At 52.1% G+C, this 25,848-nt stretch carries 22 protein-coding genes; 10 read left to right on the top strand and 12 right to left on the bottom strand.

Annotation, left to right across the window (positions count from 1 at the left end):
- The 6 genes from AC3WOK_RS06305 to pspA all read right to left on the bottom strand — a co-directional run bounded on the left by AC3WOK_RS06305 (position 1) and on the right by pspA (position 4,742).
- Positions 1–1,293: an ABC transporter substrate-binding protein gene (locus AC3WOK_RS06305; RefSeq protein WP_492354186.1), complete on the bottom strand. Its 1,293-nt coding sequence runs from the start codon at positions 1,291–1,293 to the stop codon at positions 1–3.
- 15 nt (positions 1,294–1,308) lie between these two features.
- The gene (locus AC3WOK_RS06310; protein ID WP_492354187.1) at positions 1,309–2,994 is read right to left on the bottom strand and encodes a sugar phosphorylase; all 1,686 of its coding nucleotides are present in this window, start codon (positions 2,992–2,994) and stop codon (positions 1,309–1,311) included.
- Positions 2,995–3,206: 212 nt separating this feature from the next.
- Complete coding sequence (gene pspD, locus AC3WOK_RS06315; RefSeq protein WP_047348288.1) at positions 3,207–3,428, bottom strand: phage shock protein PspD; 222 nt, start codon at positions 3,426–3,428, stop codon at positions 3,207–3,209.
- A gap of 12 nt (positions 3,429–3,440) precedes the next feature.
- A complete protein-coding gene (pspC, locus tag AC3WOK_RS06320) occupies positions 3,441–3,800 on the bottom strand; it encodes an envelope stress response membrane protein PspC (RefSeq protein ID WP_023617934.1) in 360 nt (119 codons plus the stop codon).
- Positions 3,800–4,024, bottom strand: a complete 225-nt coding sequence (gene pspB / locus AC3WOK_RS06325; RefSeq protein ID WP_047348287.1) for an envelope stress response membrane protein PspB — start codon at positions 4,022–4,024, stop codon at positions 3,800–3,802. The genes pspC and pspB overlap by 1 nt, the downstream gene beginning before the upstream one ends.
- Before the next feature lie 49 nt (positions 4,025–4,073).
- Positions 4,074–4,742 carry a phage shock protein PspA gene (pspA, locus tag AC3WOK_RS06330; protein WP_059309888.1) on the bottom strand — a complete coding sequence of 223 codons (669 nt, stop codon included), beginning with the start codon at positions 4,740–4,742 and terminating at the stop codon, positions 4,074–4,076.
- Between the two features lie 166 nt (positions 4,743–4,908).
- On the opposite strand from pspA, the gene pspF reads away from it, so the two are divergent.
- Positions 4,909–5,886, top strand: a complete 978-nt coding sequence (gene pspF / locus AC3WOK_RS06335) for a phage shock protein operon transcriptional activator (RefSeq protein ID WP_063431298.1) — start codon at positions 4,909–4,911, stop codon at positions 5,884–5,886.
- A gap of 84 nt (positions 5,887–5,970) precedes the next feature.
- Here pspF and AC3WOK_RS06340 read toward each other — a convergent pair whose 3' ends face one another.
- The 4 genes from AC3WOK_RS06340 to AC3WOK_RS06355 form a co-directional block, all read right to left on the bottom strand.
- The gene (locus AC3WOK_RS06340) at positions 5,971–7,704 is read right to left on the bottom strand and encodes a polyurethane esterase (protein ID WP_492354188.1); all 1,734 of its coding nucleotides are present in this window, start codon (positions 7,702–7,704) and stop codon (positions 5,971–5,973) included.
- Between the two features lie 28 nt (positions 7,705–7,732).
- On the bottom strand, positions 7,733–9,022 hold the full coding sequence (locus AC3WOK_RS06345) for a TolC family outer membrane protein (RefSeq protein ID WP_252000791.1): 1,290 nt from the start codon (positions 9,020–9,022) through the stop codon (positions 7,733–7,735).
- Positions 9,023–9,093: 71 nt separating this feature from the next.
- Positions 9,094–10,407: an HlyD family type I secretion periplasmic adaptor subunit gene (locus AC3WOK_RS06350; protein ID WP_492354189.1), complete on the bottom strand. Its 1,314-nt coding sequence runs from the start codon at positions 10,405–10,407 to the stop codon at positions 9,094–9,096.
- Complete coding sequence (locus AC3WOK_RS06355) at positions 10,400–12,124, bottom strand: type I secretion system permease/ATPase (protein WP_492354190.1); 1,725 nt, start codon at positions 12,122–12,124, stop codon at positions 10,400–10,402. Before AC3WOK_RS06355 ends, AC3WOK_RS06350 begins: the two co-directional genes overlap by 8 nt.
- A gap of 735 nt (positions 12,125–12,859) precedes the next feature.
- Here AC3WOK_RS06355 and sapA point away from each other — a divergent pair.
- From sapA to AC3WOK_RS06385, 6 genes are all read left to right on the top strand, one after another.
- Positions 12,860–14,500 carry an ABC transporter substrate-binding protein SapA gene (gene sapA / locus AC3WOK_RS06360; RefSeq protein WP_059309881.1) on the top strand — a complete coding sequence of 547 codons (1,641 nt, stop codon included), beginning with the start codon at positions 12,860–12,862 and terminating at the stop codon, positions 14,498–14,500.
- On the top strand, positions 14,497–15,462 hold the full coding sequence (gene sapB / locus AC3WOK_RS06365) for a putrescine export ABC transporter permease SapB (RefSeq protein ID WP_492354191.1): 966 nt from the start codon (positions 14,497–14,499) through the stop codon (positions 15,460–15,462). Before sapA ends, sapB begins: the two co-directional genes overlap by 4 nt.
- On the top strand, positions 15,449–16,339 hold the full coding sequence (gene sapC, locus AC3WOK_RS06370) for a putrescine export ABC transporter permease SapC (RefSeq protein ID WP_047174190.1): 891 nt from the start codon (positions 15,449–15,451) through the stop codon (positions 16,337–16,339). Before sapB ends, sapC begins: the two co-directional genes overlap by 14 nt.
- Positions 16,339–17,331 (top strand): putrescine export ABC transporter ATP-binding protein SapD, encoded by a 993-nt coding sequence (sapD, locus tag AC3WOK_RS06375; RefSeq protein ID WP_063956614.1) that lies wholly within the window; start codon positions 16,339–16,341, stop codon positions 17,329–17,331. The genes sapC and sapD overlap by 1 nt, the downstream gene beginning before the upstream one ends.
- A 1-nt stretch (position 17,332) precedes the next feature.
- The gene (sapF, locus tag AC3WOK_RS06380) at positions 17,333–18,139 is read left to right on the top strand and encodes a putrescine export ABC transporter ATP-binding protein SapF (RefSeq protein WP_047348277.1); all 807 of its coding nucleotides are present in this window, start codon (positions 17,333–17,335) and stop codon (positions 18,137–18,139) included.
- A 161-nt stretch (positions 18,140–18,300) separates the two neighbouring features.
- A complete protein-coding gene (locus AC3WOK_RS06385) occupies positions 18,301–19,215 on the top strand; it encodes an ATP-grasp fold amidoligase family protein (RefSeq protein ID WP_063431300.1) in 915 nt (304 codons plus the stop codon).
- 14 nt (positions 19,216–19,229) lie between these two features.
- On the opposite strand, the gene AC3WOK_RS06390 is transcribed toward AC3WOK_RS06385, so the two are convergent.
- Both AC3WOK_RS06390 and AC3WOK_RS06395 read right to left on the bottom strand, forming a co-directional pair.
- A complete protein-coding gene (locus AC3WOK_RS06390) occupies positions 19,230–20,294 on the bottom strand; it encodes an ATP-binding protein (protein ID WP_492354192.1) in 1,065 nt (354 codons plus the stop codon).
- Complete coding sequence (locus tag AC3WOK_RS06395) at positions 20,291–20,995, bottom strand: response regulator (RefSeq protein WP_063431304.1); 705 nt, start codon at positions 20,993–20,995, stop codon at positions 20,291–20,293. The genes AC3WOK_RS06390 and AC3WOK_RS06395 overlap by 4 nt, the downstream gene beginning before the upstream one ends.
- A 269-nt stretch (positions 20,996–21,264) precedes the next feature.
- Between AC3WOK_RS06395 and crrC the strand changes: the two genes are divergently transcribed.
- The 3 genes from crrC to AC3WOK_RS06410 all read left to right on the top strand — a co-directional run bounded on the left by crrC (position 21,265) and on the right by AC3WOK_RS06410 (position 25,798).
- A complete protein-coding gene (gene crrC, locus AC3WOK_RS06400) occupies positions 21,265–21,651 on the top strand; it encodes a colistin resistant protein CrrC (protein ID WP_059309875.1) in 387 nt (128 codons plus the stop codon).
- Between the two features lie 135 nt (positions 21,652–21,786).
- Positions 21,787–22,698 (top strand): ABC transporter six-transmembrane domain-containing protein, encoded by a 912-nt coding sequence (locus AC3WOK_RS06405; RefSeq protein ID WP_492354193.1) that lies wholly within the window; start codon positions 21,787–21,789, stop codon positions 22,696–22,698.
- Between the two features lie 4 nt (positions 22,699–22,702).
- Positions 22,703–25,798 carry a multidrug efflux RND transporter permease subunit gene (locus tag AC3WOK_RS06410; protein WP_492354244.1) on the top strand — a complete coding sequence of 1,032 codons (3,096 nt, stop codon included), beginning with the start codon at positions 22,703–22,705 and terminating at the stop codon, positions 25,796–25,798.
- The last annotated feature ends 50 nt before the right edge of the window (positions 25,799–25,848 follow it).

Here is a 25,848-nt window from a genome sequence, read left to right on the forward strand (position 1 = left end):
CTATCGTTGTGAAATCAGGTCAGTCAGTCGCTTCTGGCTGTTGCTTAAGGTCGCGCTGAGAGCTTGTTGCCCCACCGTAACGTTATGCACCATGGAACTGATAATGCCGGACCCCGTCACATCCCCCATGCGGGTGAAGTTTTTATCTCCCACCGCACCAAACACCTGCACATTAGGGAACTGTGCGATCAGTTCGTAAGGCAGTTGCCCAAACGCTTTAATCACATCGTTGTTTTTCCAGGTATCCGTGCCGACCACAAGCTTGTTCACTGGCAATGCCGCACCCGGGGACATCATTACCCAGTCAGTGGCGTGTTGAGCCTGTTCCATCCAGGTGACAAACTTCTCTGCCGCTTTCGTTTCATCTTCGGTTTGGCCGGTGGTGATCGTCAGAGATGTGACCATGCCGTAGACTGCAGACGTTTTTTCTGTGGGGACGACAAAGCCCAGATTGGACGGATTTCCGTCTTTAAAGACCGCCGGCAGGATGTAGGTGGAGTAAACGGCCATTGGCGCAGAACCGTTCATGAAGGCGTCTTTGATCTCCATGACATCGTTGGAGCCAGGCATGGTGGTTGCGGCCAGGGCTTTGTAAAATGCCAGGGCTTTCGCCATTTCAGGGGTATCGATGTCGACATTCCCGTTAGCATCAAAAACGTTCGCACCGCCGGACAGGGCAAACTGGGAGAATGCCTGTTCGGTCATCACGCTTTCTGCGGTTGGCAGCGCAATGCCGTAATGTTTTTTAGCCGGGTCGTTAAGACTCTGGCAGGCCTTCAACAGCTGTTCCCAGTTACGCGGCTCTTCAATACCCGCTGCGGCAAGCACATCCTTGTGATACCAGACGCCGGACAGCCAGGCACTGACGGGGACGCCAGTCCAGGCAGAGCCGTCTTCCGTACGCACGACGCGCAGGATACCGTCATAGAAGGTGTCTTCCCCTACCGCCTTAATGGCTTCGCCGATAGCCTTGCGATCCAGCAGCTGCTCCTTGTCCATGACTTTTGCGTAGTCATGGCTGACTTCGATCACTTCGGGCAATGCCCCCGTTCTGGCCAGCGTAATCACCTTGGTGTTGTAGGCATCTTCTTCCACCGGCACCTGTTTTACGGTAATACCAGGATTCTCTTTCTCGAACTTTTCGATCAGTTTCGTAATAACCGCCTGACGCTCCTGTTCTACTGACGAGTGCATAAACTCAATCGTGACAGCAGACGGTTTGTCATCCTTGCAGCCTGATAACAAGGCGCACGAAACCAGTGCTGATATCAGCACAATTCTGGGCATTCTCATGTTTAAGGTCCTTTTTTAGTTTTCTTTAATCCACAACACCTGCCATGGAGTAAGGGTCAGAGCCGTATCTGTAATATCCTTTCCGGCGATCAACTCCCTTCCGGATTGAATATCGGATTCAATCCTTTGAGTGCGATCGCTGAAATTAAATATTGCCGTTATCTTCTCGCCAGAATCCGCAACACGAATAATTTTTAAAACATGCTCCCCCGACGCGCTAAAATAAGCATCACCGTCAGGATGGAATGCTTTTTCTTTCCGGCGCAGCGCAATTAAATGACTTAATCTGGAATAGACCTGATAACGCAGGCTGGTTTTATCCTCAAGCACGCTATCAATTTGTCCTGCGATGTATTTCTCACGGTTTATCGCACGGTTGTATCCCAGGCGTTCAACGCCAGCATAATCATTACGGGAACCAAGAATACTTTGAATATAGACAGCAGGTACACCCGGGAAGCTTAAAAGCACGGCGTGAGCCAGAATAAACCGTGCGATACGATGATCATCATTGCTGTCACCTGGGCTTAATGCATCCAGATAGGTGACATTAATTTCATACGGGCTACGTGTCCCATCCGGGTTATTTTTCCAGTTAACCAGCGCCCCTTCGGCCTGCAGTTTTTCCACAAGTGAAAGAATCTCTGACTCAGGTAAAATTCCACGTAACGGATTAAGGCCAATGCCGTCATGCGAGGCCAGGAAGTTGAACCAGGTGGTTTTCGTTGAGGGCAGCTTTAGCGACGCTGCCCACTGATTGAGAGCACGCACATTCTGGCAATGCACCGCATGCAAAACAAGCGGGGGCAGAGAGAACTGATAAACCATCTGTGCTTCATTTTCACCGTCACCGAAGTAAGCAACGTTATCTTTATGCGGAACGTTCGTCTCAGTGATAATCACCGTTCCGGGGGCCACAGCCTCGGTAATGGCGCGGAAAAGCTGGATGAGCTGGTGGGTTTGCTCAAGATGGATGCAGCATGTTCCGGGTATTTTCCACATAAACCCAACGGCATCCAGACGAATGTAACGCGCACCTTCAATCAGGTAATGCAGCAGGACGTCTACCATCGCAATCAGCACCAGCGGAGAAGCGAAATTGAGATCGACCTGGTCATCGCTGAAGGTGGTCCACAGGTGACGCACGCTGCCATCATGAAGCGTGAAAGGCGTAAGAAGAGGTAATGCGCGCGGGCGTGTCACCGCGGATAAGTCTGTTTTGGGATCGACAGAAATGAAGAAATCTTCGTACCCGGGTATTTGCTTAAGGTAATTCGCAAACCATTTGCTTTTGGCAGACATATGGTTGCAGACGAAATCAAACATCAAGCTGGTTGACTGTTTTAATTCGGCAACGTCTCGCCACGTTCCGGTTTCAGGTGCAACTTCATGATAATCAATGACAGAAAATCCGTCGTCAGAAGACCATGGATAAAATGGTAAAAGATGGACGTGAGAAAAAGAGTGAGAAAGCCACTTGTTATAAAAACGTGTAAAAACAGGCAGTGACTTCTCCCCTTTCGCCGAAAATTGATCGGCATAGGTAATCAGAACAACGTCTTTTTCATCCCACCCCGCCTTACGCTTTTCAGTAATAACAGAAGCGGCCTTTCCAATATTTTCCAGTAGCACATTACGCTGTGCTTCAGAAAACGATTCCCCGTAAATAAGATTAATGAGTTCTTTAATTTTTGCGTTCACTTTTATTTTCCATGGTAGCGGTCCCACGGAACGCAATCTACTCCCATGAAAAATATCTGTCAACGGACCGGGAGGCAGAAAAACGCGATTGCAAAGCAGCTCAGCGTAGTATTGTGAGCTGCCGCAAAGAAAGAAGGGGGAAAAGCGGAAATGCGGTTATTCGTCCCAGGCCCTTCTTTGGGAAAAGAAGGGGTTGGCGCGAGTGAGAATTTTCAGGATAAATAGCGGCGTGAAAGCCGTTTTGCCACTTTTTGCAACAGCGGTTCGAGCGCCACGGCAAGCACCATTCTGACCGGCTTGCGGGCAATGGATTTTATCGCCCAGCCTGCCACACCCGCCGGACCGTAGCGTAACGCGGTCAGCAGAACCAGTTTACCTGCGATTTTCAGGCCGGGTTTTACCTTCTGACCGGCCTGTTGCCAGTGTTGTTTCATCTCATTTCTCTCTTAAAGCTGACGAAAACGACTTCTCAGCGTAAAGGTATCCGACGTGACATAGCGTTCCATTTCCCGTAGCCGCTTCTCACCGGCTGCGAGTTGCTCATCAACGGCATTGAGGAGATCGCTGCTGGTTGGAGCCCCTTCTGCAGCCAGCTCCCCTTCCGGCATCGGGTCAAGGACAAACGACAGCACGATGTACGCCACCAGGGTAATAAATGCCAGACCGAAGAAGATCGAAAGCACCGTCACCACGCGCACCAGCTTTACCGGGACATCAAGATAGTGGGCCAGCCCGGCACAGACGCCGCGCACCATGCCCTGCTGCGGAATACGCCACAACTTTTTGTTCAGATTCAGTCCAGACATTAACGGTCCCTCCAGTTTGGATGTTCGGCATCCAGAATAGACTCCAGCGCCTGAATGCGTTCGCGCATTCTGTTCGCCTCGTCGGAGAGCTGTGCCAGACGCTGTTGTTCACTCTGGGACAGTTCGCCTCGTGAAGAACGGTTGCTGTAGTGCAGCCATAGCCAAATCGGCAATACGAACAGCACGAAAATAGTCAGGGGAATGGCCAGAAAAAGCGCGCTCATGTGTACTCCTTGTCTTATGATGCGGCACGCTCAGGTGCCGCAGGCATTATTATTGGTTATCTTGCTTCATTTTGGCTTTCAGAGCCGCCAGCTGCTCGCTGATTTCATCGTCGGCCTTCAGGTCGGCGAACTGCTGATCCAGTGACTTCTGCTTACCGATGCCGTGGCTTTCGGCTTCCGCTTCCATCTGGTCGATACGACGCTCGAACGATTCAAAACGCGCCATTGCTTCATCCAGCTTGCCGCTGTCCAGCTGACGTCGCACGTCGCGGGAAGAGCTTGCCGCCTGGTGACGCAGGGTCAGCGCCTGCTGACGCGCGCGCGTTTCGCTCAACTTGTTTTCAAGCTCACCAATCTCTTTCTTCATACGGGCGAGCGTGTCATCCACCAGCGTCACTTCATGCTCAAGCGTAGCAACCATATCCGCCAGCTTCTGCTTTTCAATCAGCGCCGCACGGGCCAGATCTTCTTTATCTTTGCGCAGCGCGAGCTCCGCTTTTTCCTGCCATTCGTTCAGCTGAGCGGTAGCCTGCTCAATACGACGCGTCAGCTGCTTTTTTTCAGCCAGCGCGCGGGCGGAGGTAGAGCGCACTTCGACCAACGTGTCTTCCATCTCCTGAATCATCAGACGTACCAGCTTCTGCGGATCTTCCGCTTTCTCGAGCAGAGAGTTGATGTTGGCGTTCACGATGTCGGCAAAACGAGAAAAAATACCCATAATCTAATCCTCATAGTTCTGTTATCGGGCGATGCCCTGCTGTACAGATAATACAAATCCCATGCCAACTTTTTATCTTATTGATTTTACTCATCCTGATTGATTTTCAGGCAGCGACTGACTATTCTTACCTGGTGAATAACACTAAGGAGTGGTTAATTTCATCATGCCTGGATACAAAGACAATTTACTCGGCGAAGCAAACAGCTTTCTGGAAGTGCTGGAACAGGTCTCCCGCCTTGCACCGCTCAATAAACCGGTGCTCATCATCGGTGAACGTGGAACAGGTAAGGAGCTGATAGCCAACCGTCTGCACTATTTATCCGGGCGCTGGGATGGCCCCTTCATTTCTCTTAACTGTGCGGCGCTGAATGAAAACCTGCTCGACACCGAGCTTTTCGGCCACGAAGCGGGCGCGTTTACCGGCGCCCAGAAACGCCATCCCGGACGCTTTGAGCGCGCCGACGGCGGCACGCTGTTTCTTGATGAACTGGCCACCGCCCCCATGCTGGTGCAGGAAAAACTGCTGCGCGTGATTGAGTACGGCGAGCTGGAACGCGTCGGCGGTAGCCAGCCGCTGCAGGTCAATGTGCGCCTGGTCTGCGCCACTAACGCCAACCTGCCGGAGATGGTGGCGGAGGAAAAATTCCGTGCCGATCTGCTTGACCGGCTGGCCTTTGACGTCGTTCAGCTTCCTCCGCTGCGCGAGCGTCAAAGCGACATTATGCTGCTGGCGGAACAGTTTGCAATTCAGATGTGCCGTGAACTTGGCCTGCCGCTGTTCCCCGGCTTCAGCGATTATGCGCAGGAGACGCTGCTTGCTTACCGCTGGCCGGGAAATATCCGCGAGCTGAAAAACGTCGTGGAGCGATCAGTGTACCGCCACGGGAGCAGCGAGACAGAGCTGGACAACATCATTATCGATCCTTTTCAGCGTAGTACGTCACCCGCTGCCGCACCGGCGACCGCGGGCGATGCGCCCTCACTTCCTCTCGATCTGCGTCAGTTCCAGCACGATCAGGAGCAACGGCTGCTTGAACAAAGCCTGAAGGCAGCGAAATATAACCAGAAACGCGCGGCTGAACTGCTGGGTCTGACCTACCATCAATTAAGGGCATTGCTCAAAAAACATCACATGCGCTGACAGCCGGAAGCGGACGACAGCGCTATGAAGTTGGAAAAGTTTAGACGGAACTTATCCCCGCGGAGCATCCCGCGGGGATAAGACTCATGCTACCGCTATGTGCATTTGTGAAAGCATATCGGTATTAACACCCACTAGCGTGACACTGCTCTCACCATAGGTCAGTAACGCATTATCACCGTCAAACGACAGATGGTTAAGATAACTGTCATTGTCTGCAATACTCTGGTTAGCCATAAAGATCAGGCTGTCGCTGGTTGAGAGGTTATAGACAGTGTCGTGACCAAAATCACCATAGAAGAGAAGCGTGTTTTCGCTGCCGTTGAGGTGAATGGCGTCGTCTGCAAACCCGGAAACAACATTATTATTGTTACCGGCAATGTTGATATCGCTGTCATTTGCCCCTGAATAGAACCAGCTGTCATTACTGGCGGTCGAGATAGTGAAACTGTTAGATGTATCAGCATAATAGCTTTTCGCATAGGCGATTGAGCCGCTATCGCCTTCTAACCCATAACCGGTGACCTGCCATGTAGCGTTCTGGTTGAAGTTAATGCCAAACAGGCTGAACAACGTGTGGTCAGCATTAACGTAATGGATATCTTCTGCCCGAGTAACATCCCCGGTGGAATACTTAAAGTACAGCGTTCCCTCGGTGTCGTGGCTGAAGGTAAAATCGGCGATATTACATTCCGTTACGTAGGTATTGCTTCCCGCGCCGCCATAAATAACGTTATAGCCGCTGTGGTCTTTGAAACTATCATCGCCCCCACCCCCGCAAAGATAATCGTTGCCCTTTCCACCCTGTAATAAATCATTCGACTCTGTACCAATAATAAACGTCGAACCAACATGGGTTACGGATTTATTAAGATCAGAAACCCAGGTTGTCGAGCGATACGCCTCAGAAAGGTTGGAAACAATAATATTGGAGTTTTGATGCGTGAAATCATAGATTTCAGAATCCATAATTCGCAACGCGCCGTCCGTATATCCCTGGCCTGAATGCCCGGCCCACGACGCCATATTCGCGATCGAAAAGAACTGACAATCGCTGGTCAGGCCTGCATAGTAATCATTAAAAGAGACAAGGTTGTTGGTACAGGTCTCAAGCGGAGTGTCATGATTAAATAAACTGTCCAGAGACAGGCTATGGCCAGTTAAAACACGAAACACGGGGTCGTTTTCATAACCAATGTTAAGAACCTTATCATCGGCAAGGTTCTGAGTCGGAGAGGCAAAAGCGACATAGCTCGCGTCCTCAAAAAAACTATCCCATTGGCCCTGCGCGGAAAGGGTCGCCATGCTGTTAACAGCCAGTCCACCGAGACTATGCCCGGTGACGATGACGTCATTACCGGTGAGGCCGTTTGCGGTGGCAAACGCAGCCACTGAACTCATGAGGTTTTTATAAGCATTGAGAACATAGTTATCTGCATAGCCGTCGATTAGCGCAGAGAATACATCGCTGACGGTATCCATCGCTGTGTTAACGGTATGCTGAAGTGAAGGCGCGGCCGCGTAAGTGCCCGTCCCCCAGAAGCTAATTCCTATGTTCACCAGCTTACCATTAGCATCATATTTCCCCATGACGTTGCATTCGGCGCTCGACTCAAGAAGGCTTTCGCCATAAAAAGCACCATAGGGATTAGTACAACCACTATAGTTGAGCGTCGCACCGTCTAGTACTTTCCAGCCATTTTCTTCCGTATAGATATAATCAGCATAGGTCGCCGCACCAAAATTGATACTTTCAATAGTCAGCGCTTCCTTAATAAGCTGCGTGTTTTTCTCGCCCTGATAATCAAATACAGGCATAGTCTGTCCCTCTGTTTAACATTGACAATTAATGAGCGAAATAAGAATTAAGCAACATAACGTTGTCATTATTTATTTCACCCGTCTGCGCGAGCAAACTGACCCATGCTTTAATGACAGCATGTTTTTCAGCAGTAAGCTCAACTTTGGTTTTATAGAAAGATTGTTCCGCATTTAATAAATCAATATTCATACGCTGGCCAGCCTGAATACTTTTTTGGGTCGCTTCAACCTGTCGCCTGGCGGCTTCCACCGCGGAGGCATAGGCTGCAATGCGCTCTGGCGCATGAAGGCATTTATTTAATGATTTTTTGATTTCGCTATAGGTAACCAGCCGCTGCGCGTCGTGAAGATATTTTGCCTGTTCATAGCGGGCCGCCGCCTGGCGCACGGAAGCGGACACGCCTCCGCCGGAGAACAAATCCATGCTGACGCGCATTCCTATGCTGTCGGTACGATATTTCTGATTGATGGTGTTATCGTTGCTGGAGTCGTTCTCAGAATGCATTGCGTAAAGCTGTATTCGGGGAAGCGCGCCAGCGCGGCTGCGTTCAATTTCATAGCGCTTTTCTTCCACGCTGTGCCCGGCAGACAGAATATCGGGGTTATGCGAGGACGCTTTTCGTTCCCAGTATTGATAGTCTCTCGATGCCAGCGGAAGCTTAAGGGGCTTTTCACCGAGCATCGGCAGCGCTGAAGTATCCGACAGAACCATGCCCACTATCGCTGAAAGCGCAACGTTTGCCGTATCAAGCGTATCCCGCGCTTCTACCTCATCAGCAACAGCAAGGCTGAGCGCAGACGCGGTTTCCGTGACATCCGTTATTGACCCCTCTCCGGATTCAAACTGTCGCTGAGTCTGCTTTTTCTGCTCTTCCAGACCCTGGCGATGCAGGGCTGCAAGCTGAAGCCGCTGGTGTGCCTCAGCAACATCCAGCCATGCGGTAATGAAGCGGTTTTGCAGGTCAATCAGGCTGCTTCGGTAGCGTTCATCAGACTGCAATTTTTTGATGATGCCGATGCGATAGCCCGCATAGGCGTCGTAATCAAACAGCGGCTGAACGACGGTAAGCGATCCCGAATGGCTGTCATATTGTTGATGCTGCACCACCTCAGAACGCTCACCCAGCACATTTGACTGCTGGTACTGCTGCCGCTGCCAGTTACGCGGTGCGCGCTGATAGCTGACGCTGACTTTTGGCAGCAACCCGGCTCGGCCAATGGGAATGTATTCTTCCCCGGCAAGCTGATCCTTAACGGCAGCACGGTAATGGGGATCGTTATCCAGCGCCATAAACCAGCCCTGTGCAAGTGTCAAGGCATCTGCTGAAAACGGCGCCATCAGTGCGAGAAAATATAAAACGCGTGTAAAGTGTGCACTCAGCATCATTATTCCTCGATGAACGACCGCGTCGCTCGATCCACAATCGGTTTCAACAGATAGCTCAACAGCGAGCGCTCTCCGGCTTTAATAAAGACCTCTACCGGCATACCGGGTTTAATATCTTCACTTTCCAGCTTTTTCATGCCCTCTGGCGAAACGGCGATCTGAATCTTGTAGTAAGGCTGCTGGGTAGTGGGATCTGTCTGGCGATCCGCCGAAACCAGTGATACCTGGGCCGGGATCCTTGGCGTGCTTTGCTGGTTAAAGGCAGTGAACATCAGGGTGACAGGCATGCCTTTATGAACTTTATCGATCAAGGCCACATCGATATGTGAGTCTATAGTCAGGGGGGATGTCTGCGGGACAAGCTCCAAAAGCTGCTCTCCCGCACTCACTACCGCGCTATCGCTGGCAAGCGCGAGGTTCATTACCACACCGTCCTGTGGTGCCACGACTCGGGTCAACGAGAGATCGACATCGGAGAGCGTCAGCTGTTTTTTACTCTCACTTACCTGCAGGCGAAGCTGATCGATCTGCGTTTCAATATCTTTCCGGTTGTCAATCAACCGCTGTTGCATGCTGCGCTTAAGCTGCTCAATCTGATTACCTAATTCCACTATTTTGCTGCGAGTTTCCCCCACCTCGCCCGCCAGTGACGCAGATTGCACCTGGATATCAAGAAAGCGGTTACGGGGAAAATAGCCTTCCTCCATCAGCGGCTTGAGGTCTTTAAGTTGACGATTTACCAGCGCGAGACCTCGCTCTTTCGTCTCGCAGGTTCTGGCAAGAGAATCACGCTGGCGCGCCAGCCCCGCGGTGGCCTGAGCGTCGTTTTGCTGGGCGTTTTTCAGCGCCTCCTGCCGGGCATGCATAAGCTGGCTTTGCTGTAAGACAATTGGCTTCATGGCATCCTGCAGAGCCTCTTCCTCTGCCTCAGGGGGCAACGTCAGCGTTTGCATGCCAGCCAACTCCGATCGAAGACGGCTTTCAGCAATAAGCGAAGTCAGATAATGCTGGCGCGCAGCGGAGAGCTGGGCGAGTGAGGTTTGCTGGCTGAGCATCACGAGCAGGTCGCCCTTATGTACAGTCTGACCCTCTTTGACCGCGATTTTTGTCACCACGCCGCCGATGGGAGCCTGTATGGCCTTACGGTATCCGTCGACCACCACTGTTCCGGATGACACAACACCTTTATCCAGAGGAGCCAGGGCAGCCCAGAACAAAAAAGAGCCCAGGCCTGCCAGCAGCACGATCCAGCCAAAGCGGACAAATGGAATGACGTCAACAAGAGGCGTCTTCAGCGCATCGGTATCATGCATGGACTTTTCCTTGTTCTACGGGGACGCTTTTGGTCTGATTCACCGGGCGAGTTGACTGCTGTAAGAGTTGTTCTGTCGGGCCATAAAGCTTTGATTTCCCGCCCTCCAGAACGAGCAGGTGACTGGTCAGCGGCAAAATACCCGGACGATGAGAAATGATGACGACGCTTTTCTTCTGCTGTTTAAGCTGCCGGATGACCTGCTGTAAGGCCTTTTCGCCCGATTCATCCAGGTTAGCGTTGGGCTCATCAAGGATCACCAGCGCCGGGTTGCCGTACAGCGCACGAGCCAGACCAATGCGTTGTTTTTGTCCGCCCGAAAGGGCCGTACCCTGCTCGCCGGTCAGGGTGTTATAGCCTTCAGGCATGCGCAAAATCATTTCATGAATGCCGGCCATCTTTGCAGTGGCGATCAGTTGCGTTGAATCGATCTCACCAAAATGCGCAATATTCTCAGCGATGGTTCCCGTGAAGAGCGCAACATCCTGCGGCAGGTAACCGATTCCGGGACCTAGCTTCTGCTTCTGCCATTGATAAATATCTGCCCCATCCAGCCTGACATCCCCTTCTCCGGCGGGCCAGACACCGCATAACACTCTAGCGAGACAGGATTTTCCCGATGCACTGGCCCCCACAATTCCCAGCACCTCACCCGGTTCTACCCGCAGATTGATATTGTGCAGTATGGGCTGCCGGGAGTTTCCCGGCGGGAAAACGGTGACATTCTCCACCGTGAGCAGCCCTTGTGGCTCCGGCAGACGAATGCTCTCCAGCGCCGGTGGAAACTCGCTTGTCAAATGAACCATGCGCCCCCATGCCTGGCGAGCTGACCGGTACCCTTTCGCCACGCTGATGAGTTGTTCAACCGGTGCCAACGCTCTTCCAAGCAAAATAGAGCCTGCGATCATCATGCCCGGCGAGATATCCCCCAGAATCGCCAGCCAGCAGCCAAGCCCCAGCATGAGCGACTGGAGAGCCATACGTACCGTTTTGGTGATGGCAGACATAAAAACAGCACGTTCACTGGCCGCACTCTGGCAGTAAAGGAACTGTCGATGTGCTCGCCACCAGCGCGCCTTGACGTTTTCAGTCATCCCCAGCGCCTGCAGCGTCTCAGCACATTGCAAGGTGCTGTTAGCTTGATGATTAGACACCAGGGCATAACCACCCGCTTCATTTAAAAGCTGACGCGTTATTTTTTCATTAATAAAAGCCAGAGCCAGCAGCACAAACGCGCCTGAAAGAGAGAACAATCCGAGCCAGGTATTAAAAAGAAAAATGACGCCTATGTAGACTGGAAACCAGATCGAATCAAAAACGGCGAATAACGCTGGACCGGTAACAAACTGGCGTATGACGGCGAGGTCGCTGATAGCCTGCCCGGCATTAGGGCTACGCTTAATGAGATTGCTTTCACATGCTGCGGTATACAGTACAGGCGAAAGAGCATTATCAAACTGATTACCTAATCTGATAATGATGATGCCCCGGGCATAATCCATGAGTGCCATGATGGTGAACATAAATAACACCAACAAGGTCAACATAAAGAGGGTTGTCGTATTCCCGGATGACAGCGCGCGATCGTAGACCTGCAGCATATAAATTGAAGGCGTAAGCATCAGCACATTTATTACTGAAGAGAAAAAAGCAATAATCACAAACAACCGCAAGCGCGCATGTGTAAAATTCTTAAATACCTGCAAGGGTTTACTCATCCATAAGCCTTTGATATCTTAGCCATTGTCACATTTTAAAGTGACTTTTAGACGTCATTATTGAAACCACATCACGATGAATATCGAAACCCAACAAATTAACAGGCAATCGACATTCGGGTCGATTACATGAAATATGTAATTTTCCTAAACGTTGTAGAGTTTCATTTTTCTCTGACACCCCTTTCGCTCAGTCAAATTGCTGGCTCAGAGAGCCAGTATATAAACCATCATTATCATGACGGCAACAATTACTTGGGCAAACATGCTTTTACTGAATATTTCTTATGACAATACGCATCCACTATAAAAATTCGCATACTCGCGTGTTGCTTGCGCGATATAAACACCGTGCACATTATTATGAAATTTCATGTCGAAATTAATATCAATGAGTGGATTTTAAGACAATTCGCCAATATTAATGTCAGTCATAAGATTACAGGAAGAAATCTTTAGTTATTTTTTTCAGCTAAGCCATACGGTGACTGACTGGATGGCGTCTGCCGGGGCGAAACCTTCGTTTATAGCGAGTCAGATGGGCCGTGAAAATGCTAAGATGGTGTATGAGGTATATTCAAAGTGGATAGTTGGTATGAACGCCGATCAGGCAGGCATGCTGAATGAGCGACTGCAAACGCTCCTGCCCCAGGATGCCCTCAGGGATAAACGACACTGGATAATGTCGTTTAAAATTAGTAAGATAGCCACTTCATATAAAATACCTTAAAAATTATGCGTCTGGTTTTATCGTCCTTTTTTGCACTCGGTCTGTTCAGTAGCCTGGCCTTAGCTGCGCCCGGGCAAACGCCGCAGCCCGACATTCGTGACAGCGGCTTCGTCTATTGCGTGAGCGGCCAGGTGGATACCTTTAACCCGCAGAAAGCGGGCAGCGGCCTGATTGTGGATACCCTTGCCGCACAGCTTTACGATCGTCTGCTTGATGTCGACCCTTACACCTACCGTCTGGTACCCGAGCTTGCGGAAAGCTGGGAAGTACTGGATAACGGCGCTACCTACCGTTTTCATCTGCGCGATGACGTCACGTTCCAGCGCACCCCGTGGTTTACCCCCACGCGCAAGCTGAATGCGGACGACGTGGTCTTTACCTTCCAGCGCATTTTTAACCGCAATCACCCGTGGCATAACGTTAACGGCAGCAACTTCCCCTATTTCGACAGCCTGCAGTTTGCCGATACGGTTAAAAGCGTGCGCAAGCTGGATAACCGGACGGTTGAATTCAGCCTGACGCGCCCGGATGCCTCCTTCCTCTGGCACCTGGCTACCCACTATGCGTCCGTCATGTCTGCCGAATACGCGGCGAAGCTGACGAAGAAAGATCGTCAGGAGCAGCTCGATCGCCAGCCGGTCGGCACCGGTCCGTTCCAGCTGGCCGAATACCGCGCCGGGCAATATATTCGTCTGCAGCGCCATGAACATTTCTGGCGCGGTACCCCGCTGATGCCTCAGGTGGTGGTTGATTTGGGTTCTGGCGGAACAGGACGTCTGTCGAAACTTCTCACCGGGGAATGTGACGTGCTCGCCTGGCCTGCTGCCAGCCAGCTCACCATTTTGCGCGACGACCCGCGCCTGCGCCTGACGTTACGTCCCGGCATGAACATCGCTTATCTGGCCTTTAACACCGATAAGCCACCGTTGAATAACCCTGCCGTTCGTCATGCCCTGGCGCTGGCGATTAACAACCAGCGCCTGATGCAGTCGATCTACTACGGCACGGCGGAAACCGCCGCCTCAATTTTACCGCGCGCCTCGTGGGCCTATGACGGTGAGGCTAAAATTACGGAATACAACCCGGCAAAAGCGCGTGAACAGTTGAAGGCGCTGGGGGCGGAAAACCTTACGCTGCAGCTTTGGGTGCCGACCAGTTCCCAGGCGTGGAACCCGAGCCCGCTCAAGACCGCCGAACTGCTGCAGGCGGATATGGCGCAGGTGGGCGTAAAAGTGATCATCGTACCGGTTGAAGGCCGTTTCCAGGAGGCGCGCCTGATGGACATGAATCATGATTTAACCCTGACCGGCTGGGCAACCGACAGTAACGATCCGGACAGCTTCTTCCGGCCGCTGCTGAGCTGCGCGGCAATAAACTCGCAGACTAACTACGCCCACTGGTGTAACAGGGAGTTTGACGCCGTGCTGCAAAAAGCGCTCGCTTCCCAACAGCTGGCCTCACGCATCGACGCCTATGACGAGGCGCAGAAGATCCTGGCCCAGGAACTGCCGGTGCTGCCTCTGGCCTCTTCCCTGCGTCTCCAGGCCTATCGCTATGATATTAAAGGCCTGGTGCTGAGCCCGTTCGGTAACGCCTCGTTCGCCGGCGTGTCGCGTGAAAAAGAACAAGAGGTGAAAAAACCATGATTATTTTTACCTTACGTCGGCTCCTGTTGCTGCTGGTGACGCTCTTTATCCTGAACTTTGTCGGCTTCAGCCTGAGCTATTTCACGCCGCACGCCCCGCTCCAGGGATCGTCGCTATGGGATGCCTGGCTCTTCTGGTTCAACGGACTGCTGCACTGGGATTTTGGCGTGTCCAGCATTAACGGGCAGCTGATTTCCGAGCAGTTGAAAGAGGTTTTCCCGGCCACAATGGAGCTGTGCATTCTGGCCTTCGGCTTTGCCCTGATGATCGGGATCCCCGTGGGTATGCTGGCCGGGATTTATCGCAATAAATGGCAGGATAAGTTTATCAGCGCTCTCGCCCTGCTCGGCTTCTCCATCCCAGTCTTTTGGCTGGCGCTGCTGCTGACGCTTTTCTTCTCGCTGACGATGGGCTGGCTCCCGGTCTCCGGCCGCTTTGACCTGCTCTACACGGTGAAAACGGTGACGGGGTTTGCCATCATCGACGCGTGGCTGTCCGATTCCGTGTGGCGCCATGAGATGATCGTCAGCGCCCTGCGCCATATGGTATTGCCGGTGCTGACGCTGGCAGTGGCCCCAACGACTGAAGTGATCCGCCTGATGCGCCTGAGCACCATCGAAGTGTTTGATCAAAACTACGTCAAAGCCGCCGCCACGCGCGGGCTATCGCGCCTGACCATACTTCGCCGCAATGTCCTGCACAACGCGCTACCGCCGGTTATTCCGCGTCTGGGATTACAGTTTTCCACCATGCTCACGCTGGCCATGATCACCGAAATGGTCTTTAGCTGGCCCGGACTGGGCCGGTGGCTGATTAACGCTATACGCCAGCAGGACTATGCGGCCATTTCCGCGGGTGTGATGGTAATTGGTTCGCTGGTGATTATTGTTAACGTGTTGTCCGATATTCTGGGTGCCATGGCTAACCCATTGAAGCATAAGGAATGGTATGCCTTACGATAGCGTATACAGTGAAAAGCGCACGCCCGGCGTGCTGCGTACCGTGTGGCGTAAATTCTATGGTGACACCACGGCAATGATCGGCCTTTACGGCTGCGCCGGGCTGGTGTTGCTGTGCGTCTTTGGCTCGTGGTTTGCGCCGTATGGCATTGACCAGCAGTTCCTTGGCTATCAGCTGCTGCCGCCTTCCTGGTCCCGCTACGGCGAAGTCTCTTTCTTCCTGGGGACGGACGATCTGGGACGCGACGTGCTAAGCCGCCTGCTGAGCGGTGCCGCCCCGACGGTAGGCGGCGCATTTGTGGTGACGCTTGCGGCCACTGTCTGCGGACTGGCGCTGGGCATTTTTGCGGGCTCCACGCACGGCCTGCGCTCGGCAGTGCTTAACCACATTCTTGATACGCTGCTCTCCATTCCCTCTCTGCTGCTGGCGATCATTGTCGTTGCTTTTGCCGGTCCGCATCTGTCGCATGCCATGTTCGCGGTCTGGCTGGCTATTCTGCCCCGCATCGTGCGATCGGTTTACAGCATGGTGCACGACGAGCTGGAGAAAGAGTATGTTGTCGCGGCCCGTCTGGACGGTGCGACGACCTTCAACATTCTGTGGTTTGCCGTTTTGCCAAACATCGCCGCCGGGCTGGTCACCGAAATCACCCGCGCCCTGTCGATGGCGATTCTGGATATCGCTGCGCTCGGCTTCCTCGACCTCGGCGCACAGCTGCCGTCGCCTGAATGGGGCGCGATGCTCGGTGACGCGCTGGAGTTAATCTACGTTGCGCCGTGGACGGTCATGCTGCCAGGCGCGGCGATTATGGTGAGCGTATTGCTGATCAACCTGCTGGGCGACGGTATTCGCCGTGCAATTAACGCGGGGGTGCAATAATGCCGCTTCTTGATATTCGTAACCTCACCATTGAATTCAGAACCGGTGAAGGCTGGGTTAAAGCCGTCGATCGCATCAGCATCACCCTCGCTGAGGGTGAAATTCGCGGGCTGGTGGGAGAATCCGGCTCCGGAAAAAGCCTGATTGCCAAAGCCATCTGCGGCGTGGCGAAAGACAACTGGCGCGTGACCGCCGACCGAATGCGCTTTGATGATATCGACCTGCTGCGCCTCTCCCCTCGCGAGCGGCGCAAGCTGGTCGGGCATAACGTCTCGATGATTTTTCAGGAGCCGCAGTCCTGTCTCGACCCGTCCGAACGGGTGGGCAAACAGCTGATGCAGAACATTCCCGGCTGGACCTTTAAAGGCCGCTGGTGGCAGCGCGTGGGCTGGCGCAAGCGTCGCGCGATTGAGCTCCTGCACCGCGTCGGGATCAAAGATCACAAAGACGCGATGCGCAGCTTCCCGTATGAGCTGACCGACGGCGAGTGTCAGAAAGTGATGATTGCCATCGCCCTGGCCAATCAGCCGCGTTTGCTGATTGCGGATGAACCCACAAACGCGATGGAGCCCACCACGCAGGCGCAAATTTTCCGCCTGCTGTCGCGTCTCAACCAGAATAACAACACCACTATTTTGCTGATCAGCCATGACCTGCAAATGCTCAGCAAATGGGCGGACAAAATCGATGTAATGTACTGCGGGCAAACGGTCGAAACCGCGCCGAGTGAAGATCTTATCAACGCCCCGCATCATCCGTATACGCAGGCGCTTATCCGCGCCATTCCGGATTTTGGCAGCGCCATGCCACACAAGAGCCGCCTGAATACTCTGCCAGGGGCGATTCCGCTGCTGGAATCCTTGCCGATTGGCTGCCGTCTTGGGCCACGGTGCCCCTATGCTCAGCGTAAATGTATCGAGACGCCTCGCCTGACCGGAGCCAAAAATCATCTTTACGCCTGTCATTTCCCGCTGAACATGGAGAGAGAGTGAAATGGTCGAAACCTTGCTGGAAGTCCGCAATCTGAGTAAGACCTTTCGCTACCGTACGGGGCTGTTTCACCGTCAAACCGTCGAAGCGGTAAAACCCTTGAGCTTTACCCTGCGTGAAAAACAGACCCTGGCGATCATCGGCGAGAACGGTTCAGGGAAATCGACCCTGGCGAAAATGCTCGCCGGCATGGTTGAACCTACCGCAGGCGAAGTGTTGATTGACGACCATCCTCTGGCGTTCGGGGATTATTCTTTCCGCAGCCAGCGCATCCGCATGATCTTCCAGGATCCGTCTACCTCGCTTAATCCACGCCAGCGTATTTCGCAGATCCTCGATTTTCCGCTGCGCCTGAACACCGACCTGGAGCCGGAGGCGCGCCGTAAGCGCGTCTTTGAAACCCTGCGCATGGTTGGGCTGTTACCGGATCACGAAAGCTACTACCCGCATATGCTGGCCCCTGGTCAGAAACAGCGTCTGGGTCTGGCGCGCGCGCTGATTTTGCGCCCGAAAGTAATCATCGCTGACGAAGCGCTTGCCTCGCTGGATATGTCGATGCGTTCGCAGCTGATTAACCTGATGCTGGAGCTACAGGAAAAACAGGGTATCTCTTATATCTACGTCACCCAGCATCTGGGGATGATGAAGCACATCAGCGATCAGGTGATGGTCATGCACCAGGGGGAAGTCGTCGAGCGCGGCAGCACGGCGGATGTAATGGCCTCCCCGCTCCACGAACTGACAAAACGACTGATTGCCGGTCATTTCGGTGAAGCATTGACAGCTGACGCGTGGCGAAAAGACCGCTAGGCACGACGGTAAACAAAGATTACTTTGCTAATATAAGGATTAAATAGTCCGTTCAGGCTATTTAATCCTTTAAATTTGCGTCTCCACCTCTGCTCCATATTCTAATCAATATCAATCAACAGTTCTTCTCCAGAATACCCGAACATTACGGAGGAGAAGAAATGAATAACGCAACTTACTTACTCAAATACATCGAGTATCTCATCAGAAAATGCCGTTCTTTTTTAATGACGGACCTGAATTTCCATACCAGCAGACTCAAAAAAATTTCAGGGAAAGACCCTGACATTAAATCGCCCACTACGTTGAGTGAAAAGATATGTCATCGCCTGGTGTACGATCGCAATGACCTCTACACAATGCTTGCCGATAAACTCGCCGTTCGGGAATACGTGACATCAAGAACCAAACGGGTGAAAACGGTGCCGTTAATTGGCGTTTATAACAAGGCGTCGCAAATTGATTTCACAACACTCCCGGACAAATTCGTCCTTAAGTGCAATCATGATAGCGGCAGCACAATAGTGTGCAAAAACAAAGCGCAATTTAATTACAGGGAAGCGTGTAAAAAGCTGGATTTCGCATTAAGGAAGAATTTGTACTACACCACACGTGAATGGCAGTACAAAAACATTACCCCGATGATACTTTGCGAACCGTTTGTCGATCTCTTTGATGAGGCAGACAGAAACACCACGCCGGAAATGCTGAGAATTCACTGCTTTCATGGCGTTGCCCACTACGTAGAAGCGGATTTTACGGATAGTAATGGCCACGGCTTTATCAACGTTTACGACAGGCAGTGGAATTTACAGCCTTTCCAGATGGAATATCCCAATACTTCGGTTGAGCCAGGCGAACCGGTCTTGTTCAGACAGGCATTGCTGGCATCCCAGGAGCTGGCGGATGGCATTGACTACTGCCGCGTTGATCTGATGCTAAAAAAGCATGAAATCTATTTCAGTGAAATAACCCTGAGCCCGAGACGCGGTAAGCTGACTATTACCCCACGGGAATGGGATGCAAGGTTAGGGAAAATATGGCATTTACCGCTCTCCACGGGCAGGCACGTTTGACCTGCCGCTGAAGCTCAGGTACTGGGCCAGGTGAGTTTAAAAATCGAGTGATTTTGCGTCGATAAGGTATAGGTAACATCGCCACCATGAGCAAGCATGATGGCTTTTACCACCGATAAGCCTAACCCACAGCCCTCCGGGTTCACCTGTCTGGCGCCATTATCGCGCTGGAAGGGATGAAACAAGAAATCATGAAACTCACGGGGAATGCCCGGTCCCCCGTCCTGAATAAGAATATAATTTCCTTTATCTGAAACCCCATTTTTCACGATCAGTTTGCGCGAGGTTGAATAGTGCAATGCATTGTCAAACAAAACGGTCAGACACTGATTGATACGCAACGGATCGAAGACACATTGCTGCTCCCTCAGTTCTGTATTGATGATGAACGCTTTACGGTTGAACTCGGGCATAAAAGTGTCGAGAGCATCCTGTAACGTCCCTTTTAGATCGGTTCTGGATTGATATAGCGTGTAACCCGCTCCACCGTCCGAACTGATCACCCGAAGGTCTTCAATCAGACGCGTTAACCCTTCCGTCTGCTTGAGAAGGTTATTAAACAGCACCGGTTCCGGGGCAAAAACGCCGTCAACCAGTCCCTGAAGCCGTCCGCGCAAAATGGTGACCGGCGTTCTCAGCTCATGCGCAATAGCGGCATTCCAGGATTTCCGCTGGATATCCAGCGTCTGGAGTTTTTCCGCCATTTCATTGAAATCCGTGACGAGGTGGTTGACCTCGCCAAGCCGGGAACTGGCACAAAACGCCCGGGCGTCCAGATCGCCCTGCGAGATTTTTTTCAGGCTGGACGCGACCGCGTTTAGCGGGGTGAGTATTCGCGACGAGAGTTTTACCGTAAAAAATACGGCAATGATCAGACTGATGATTGTCGCTGTCCCGATCCACACCCAGTCCCACATCGTCATCTGCTCGTCATCTCCCGCAGCTGCGCCGCCGGGAAGGTGATCCAGAATAAAAGAGTAAAAAAACCAGGAGCCCAGTATGGCGATGGCAATTATCGTGAACGTCAACAACAGCATGTACGTTAAGATCTGGCGACTCAGAACTGGCTCTTTGTTCATTTCTTTTCCCCAAGCCGGTAGCCCATTCCCCTGATGCTCTCGGGAACGCCATACAGGCCGGCAAGCTCAAGTTTTTTACGCAGCTTGCTCATATGGCTGTCGACCGTTCTGTCGAGGGTATCGCCCTCAGGCAGACACGCGTTGAGTAACTCTTCGCGGGAACACACCTTTCGCGGATATCTCACCAGCCAGGTCAGTAATTTAAATTCAGTCGTCGTTAATACCGGGGAGATAACCTCTGCACCCACTGTGACCTCCACGTAAAAATCATCCGGATAGACCGTAATAAATGGCGTTCTGAGAGGCATCGAACCTACCTGCTGAACCGCGGGTTTTGTTCTGCGCAGCACCGCTTCAACCCGTGCGACAACCTCGGAAGGGTTGAAGGGCTTGATCACGTAATCATCCGCGCCCAGCCTCAGCCCCATGAGCTTATCGACATCCTGATCGAGGGCGGACACCATAATGACGGGCACGGAACTTTCCTGACGAAGCGTGGTGAGTACGCTCCAGCCATCACATACGGGCAAATGAATATCCAGCAATATGAGATCCGGCTTATGGAGGCGGTTTAGCGTTATTGCCTGCTCGCCCTGCCTGGCCCTGAGCGTTTTCATTCCGGAACGCTCCAGGTAGCTCATGAGTATATCGGCGATTTCGTCTTCATCTTCAACAACAAGGATCAGCGCATTTTTGTTCATTTTTACTCCGCGGGTGAAATCCCTTTTAGCACGCTATCAAATATCTTCAGCACAATAAGACACAGCCTCCGGGAAAAAGTGCCATTGACGCGAAAATTTTGAGGTTGATTTAAATGCCCGGCTATTTCTCCACACAGGCTACACATTCCGGCAATAAAGACTCGACAATACCCGTTCAAAATAACTATTCAGGCCTAAACCTTTTCATTGAATGCTGCCAATTAACCCTAACTCATTAAGACTTTATGAATTTTGCTGAAATAATGAACATGGAACTTTCTAAATATCTCTCCCCTAAAAAAATCGGCGTATATTCTCTGTTCCTGCTGCTGTCGTGGGGATTACTTTATGCCTGGCTGGTGCTAATACACAAAATGGATGAACAAGTCGCCTCGACGCTGCCTTCTTCACCCATTATCTATGGCTGCATCGCATTGTCGGTTGTCACCCTGGTAATACAACAGAAAGCCGGTGCGCTCACAGAGTTACTTGTCATTGCCTTCTGGCTGATGGTGATTTTCGTTTATCTCATCATCACGTTTACCGTGCTGTTAAACGCGATGCCTGATATCGACGATCTGGTCTTTTACTACGAATGCTATTTGATCATCTTTTTTGGCGGTTCACCGCTGTACCTCATGATGAGGATGATTTAAGCCATCGCGTTGTTTCGCTCCACACATCCTCCATAAACCGCACATTGCCGCTTAACAGGCGCGCCGTAGACTCTTTTCTACGTATTTTTGTACAAAAAATAATTCACTTAAATAGTCTGATACTTGTTGCCCATAATGATGAACCGCAATCGTAATCTTCGCTCTTCTGAAACCGCCGGCGTCATGCACGCTCTAAAAAAACTCGCGATACGACACCGGAAAAAGTTGGTTGTCACCTTTCTCCTGGTTGTGGCGGAAAACGTGACTTTTTTGCTCTATCCCGTTCTGGCGGGTATTGCGATAAATGCCATTCTCGCGGGTGAGACGCTTCACGCCGCGCTGTATGGCCTGATGGTGCTCTGTATGTGGTTCATCGGCGCGGCAAGACGGAGCGTTGATACTCGCACGTTTGCGCGCATTTACGCCGGACTTGCGGTATCCGTGGTTCTTGCACAGCGCAAATACCAGCTTAACCATTCGGCCATCGCCGCCAGGGTCACGCTCTCGCGAGAGTATGTGGATTTCTTTGAAATGCACCTCCCCCTGCTTATTACATCGCTAAGTTCACTTTTTGGTGCCGCGATCATGTTGCTGTTTATTGAGTTTTGGGCCGGCGTCCTGTGCTTTGCGATCGTATTTATCCTGATGGGATTTGTCTGTGGGTATACACGTAAAAATGAATGGCTATTCATGCGGCTCAATAACCGTCTGGAAAAAGAAGTGGATTATGTTCATAAAGCTGGCTCCGCCACCCTTCACCGGCATTACGCCACGCTTGCACGTTTACGTATCGCATTATCAGACCGCGAGGCGTGGGGCTATTTATGGGTGGGCATACTCGTTGCCGTGCTTTTTACGCTGACTATCATCTGGATGACGCGCTCGACCGGGATCAACGCCGGACATATTTATTCCGTGATGACATACATGTGGATGTTCGCCACGAGCCTCGATGATGCACCGCAGCTTCTTGAGAAATTTTCGCAGCTCAGGGACATCGGTAAACGCGTATCAACCGATGACGAAATCCACGTATCTGGACGTTAATTTAATGCCTCATTTTTTTATTGAACGCCCCGTTTTCGCCTGGGTAGTGGCGCTTTTTATCGTCCTGACGGGCGTACTCTCAATTCCTCGTTTACCGGTAGCCCAGTATCCGGCGGTGGCTCCGCCGGGGATCATTATTTCCGTCAGCTACCCTGGCGCCAGCCCCGATGTCATGAATACGTCAGTGGTGTCATTGATTGAGCGCGAAATATCCGGGGTAGATAATTTGCTCTATTTCGAGTCATCCAGCGACACAACCGGTTCCGCATCGATTACCGTGACGTTTAAGCCCGGCACGGACATCAAGCTGGCGCAGATGGACCTTCAGAACCAGATTAAGATTGTGGAGCCGCGCTTACCTCAGGCGGTAAGACAAAACGGCATTAACGTCGAGGCCGCAAATTCAGGTTTTTTAATGATGGTGGGGCTGAAGTCCACGGCAGGTAAATTTGAGGAAGCCGATTTAAGCGATTATTTCGCCCGAAACGTCAGCGATGAGCTTCGCCGCGTGCCCGGCGTAGGGAAAGTTCAGCTGTTTGGCGGCGAAAAAGCGCTGCGCATCTGGCTGGATCCGATGAAGCTCCACGCTTACGGGCTTTCAGTAAGCGATGTACTTACCGCGGTCAGCCAGCAAAATGCCCTTGTTTCGCCAGGCCGAACGGGAGATGAACCGACGACGGAAGGCCAAGGGGTAACCTATCCTATCACCGTGGAGGGGCAATTCTCTTCAGTAGAGGCGTTCAGGAATATCACCCTTAAATCTGACGCGTCCGGCGCCCGGCTGAAATTGTCCGATATTGCACGTGTTGAATCTGGCCTGCAAAGTTATGCCTTTGGTATACGCGAAAATGGGGTTCATGCAACAGCTGCCGCAATACAGCTGTCACCAGGCGCAAATGCGATGAGCACGGCTTCTGGCGTACGGGATCGCATCGACGCGCTTTCGCAGGTTTTGCCCGAAGGAATGGCATTTACGGTACCCTTCGATACGGCCCCGTTTGTAAAATTTTCTATCATGAAAGTCGTACAAACATTTGTGGAAGCGATGGTCCTGGTCTTCCTTGTTATGCTGCTGTTTCTGCATAAGTTACGCTGCACGCTTATTCCGGCGATTGTTGCGCCCGTCGCGCTTCTTGGCACCTTCACTGTGATGTTACTGAGCGGATACTCCATCAATATTCTGACGATGTTCGGCATGGTGCTGGCGATAGGGATTATCGTTGATGATGCCATTGTGGTCGTGGAGAACGTCGAACGACTGATGGAAGAAAAAAACCTCTCCCCACGGGAAGCCACGCGGCAAGCCATGCAGGAAATTACACCGGCGATTATAGGGATCACGCTGGTGCTTACCGCCGTCTTTATACCCATGGGATTTGCAGAAGGCTCCGTCGGGATTATCTACCGACAATTTTGCATTTCAATGGCGGTCTCCATACTGCTATCGGCGTTTCTTGCCCTGACGCTGACGCCCGCCCTGTGTGCAACCTTACTCAAGCCGCATAGGGCAGATAAGCGCGGAGGTGGAAGGTTCGCGCAAGGGTTTAACGCGCGCTTTCGTTCGCTCACAGCCCGTTATGAGGCCGGACTGGGTGACGTTTTGAAACGCACCGGGCGTATGCTGCTCCTGTACGTTGCGCTGTGCGCTGCGCTGTTTTTTGGATTGTCGTCTTTGCCAACGTCCTTTCTGCCGGATGAAGATCAGGGCTATTTTATGTCCTCAATACAGCTGCCGTCTGACGCCACAACGCAGCGAACCCTGAAAGTGGTTAAAAAATTTGAAGAGGAAATTGCGACCCGACCGGATATCGAAAGCAACATTACGATCCTGGGGTTTGGGTTTTCAGGTTCAGGACCGAATTCGGCCATGGCCTTCACCACGCTGAAGGACTGGAAAAATCGGCAGGGTTCGACAGCGCAAGATGAAGCCGACCATATACAAGAAAGCATGGCGAACGTTTCTGATGCCGTCACGATGAGCCTGCTTCCTCCTGCGATTTCCGACATGGGAACCTCATCCGGATTCACCTGGTACGTGCAGGACAGAACCGGCCTGGGCTATCAGGCTTTAAAGAAGGCGGCCGATTTACTGGTTCAGCAGGCCAACCAGCGCCCTGAACTCAGTGATGTCTACATAGATGGCCTGCCGGAAGGAGCCAGCCTTGCGCTCCAGGTTGACAGAGAAAAAGCGGAAGCGCTGGGCGTCTCATTTGATGAAATCAACCAGACGCTCTCCGTCACAATGGGCTCAAATTACGTCAACGACTATACGAATAACGGTCGCGTTCAGCAGGTAATCGTTCAGGCCGATGCGCCTTATCGAATGCAGCCTGAGCAGCTACTGAAATTACCAGTGAAAAACCGGATGGGCCAGATGGTGCCTGTATCAACGTTTGCCACACTCTCCTGGAACGTTGTCCCGCAGCAATTGACCCGTTATCAGGGATACCCTGCACTACGCATTACCGGAAGTGCGGCATCGGGTGAATCCAGCGGTACCGCCATGAAGGTTATGGAGAGTTTATCGAGAAATTTACCCCAGGGCATGGCGGGCGAGTGGGCCGGGAGTTCATTGCAGGAGCGAAAATCGGAATCTCAGCTTCCAGGTCTTATCGTTCTGTCGATACTGGTCGTGTTTATGGTGCTCGCGGCCCTCTATGAAAGCTGGTCCATTCCGTTTGCGGTAATGCTTGTTGTGCCATTGGGTCTTTTCGGCGCGATGATAGCCGTTTCTGTTGCCGGCATGACGAATGACGTTTTCTTCAAGGTTGGTCTTATCACCCTGATCGGCCTGTCCGCCAAGAACGCCATTCTGATTGTTGAGTTTGCAAGGCAGCTTCATCGCGAAGGGCAACCGGTCCTGGCGGCAACGGTGCATGCTGCAAGCCAGCGGCTGCGCCCTATTCTGATGACCTCGTTAGCCTTCACCCTGGGAGTAGTTCCTTTGATGCTGGCCACGGGGGCAAGCGACAGTACTCAGCACGCTATCGGCACCGGCGTATTTGGCGGCATGATTAGCGGTACGCTTCTCACCATTTTCTTCGTACCGGTTTTCTTTATCGTCATCGCGCGTTTCACCGACAGAATCAGAAAAGCGTGAATCCGTTGATGGATTGCGCTTCCTCGCTGGTTGGATGAGGTGAAGCCGTT

The organism is Enterobacter sp. FW301-JW81, assembly GCF_058788735.1.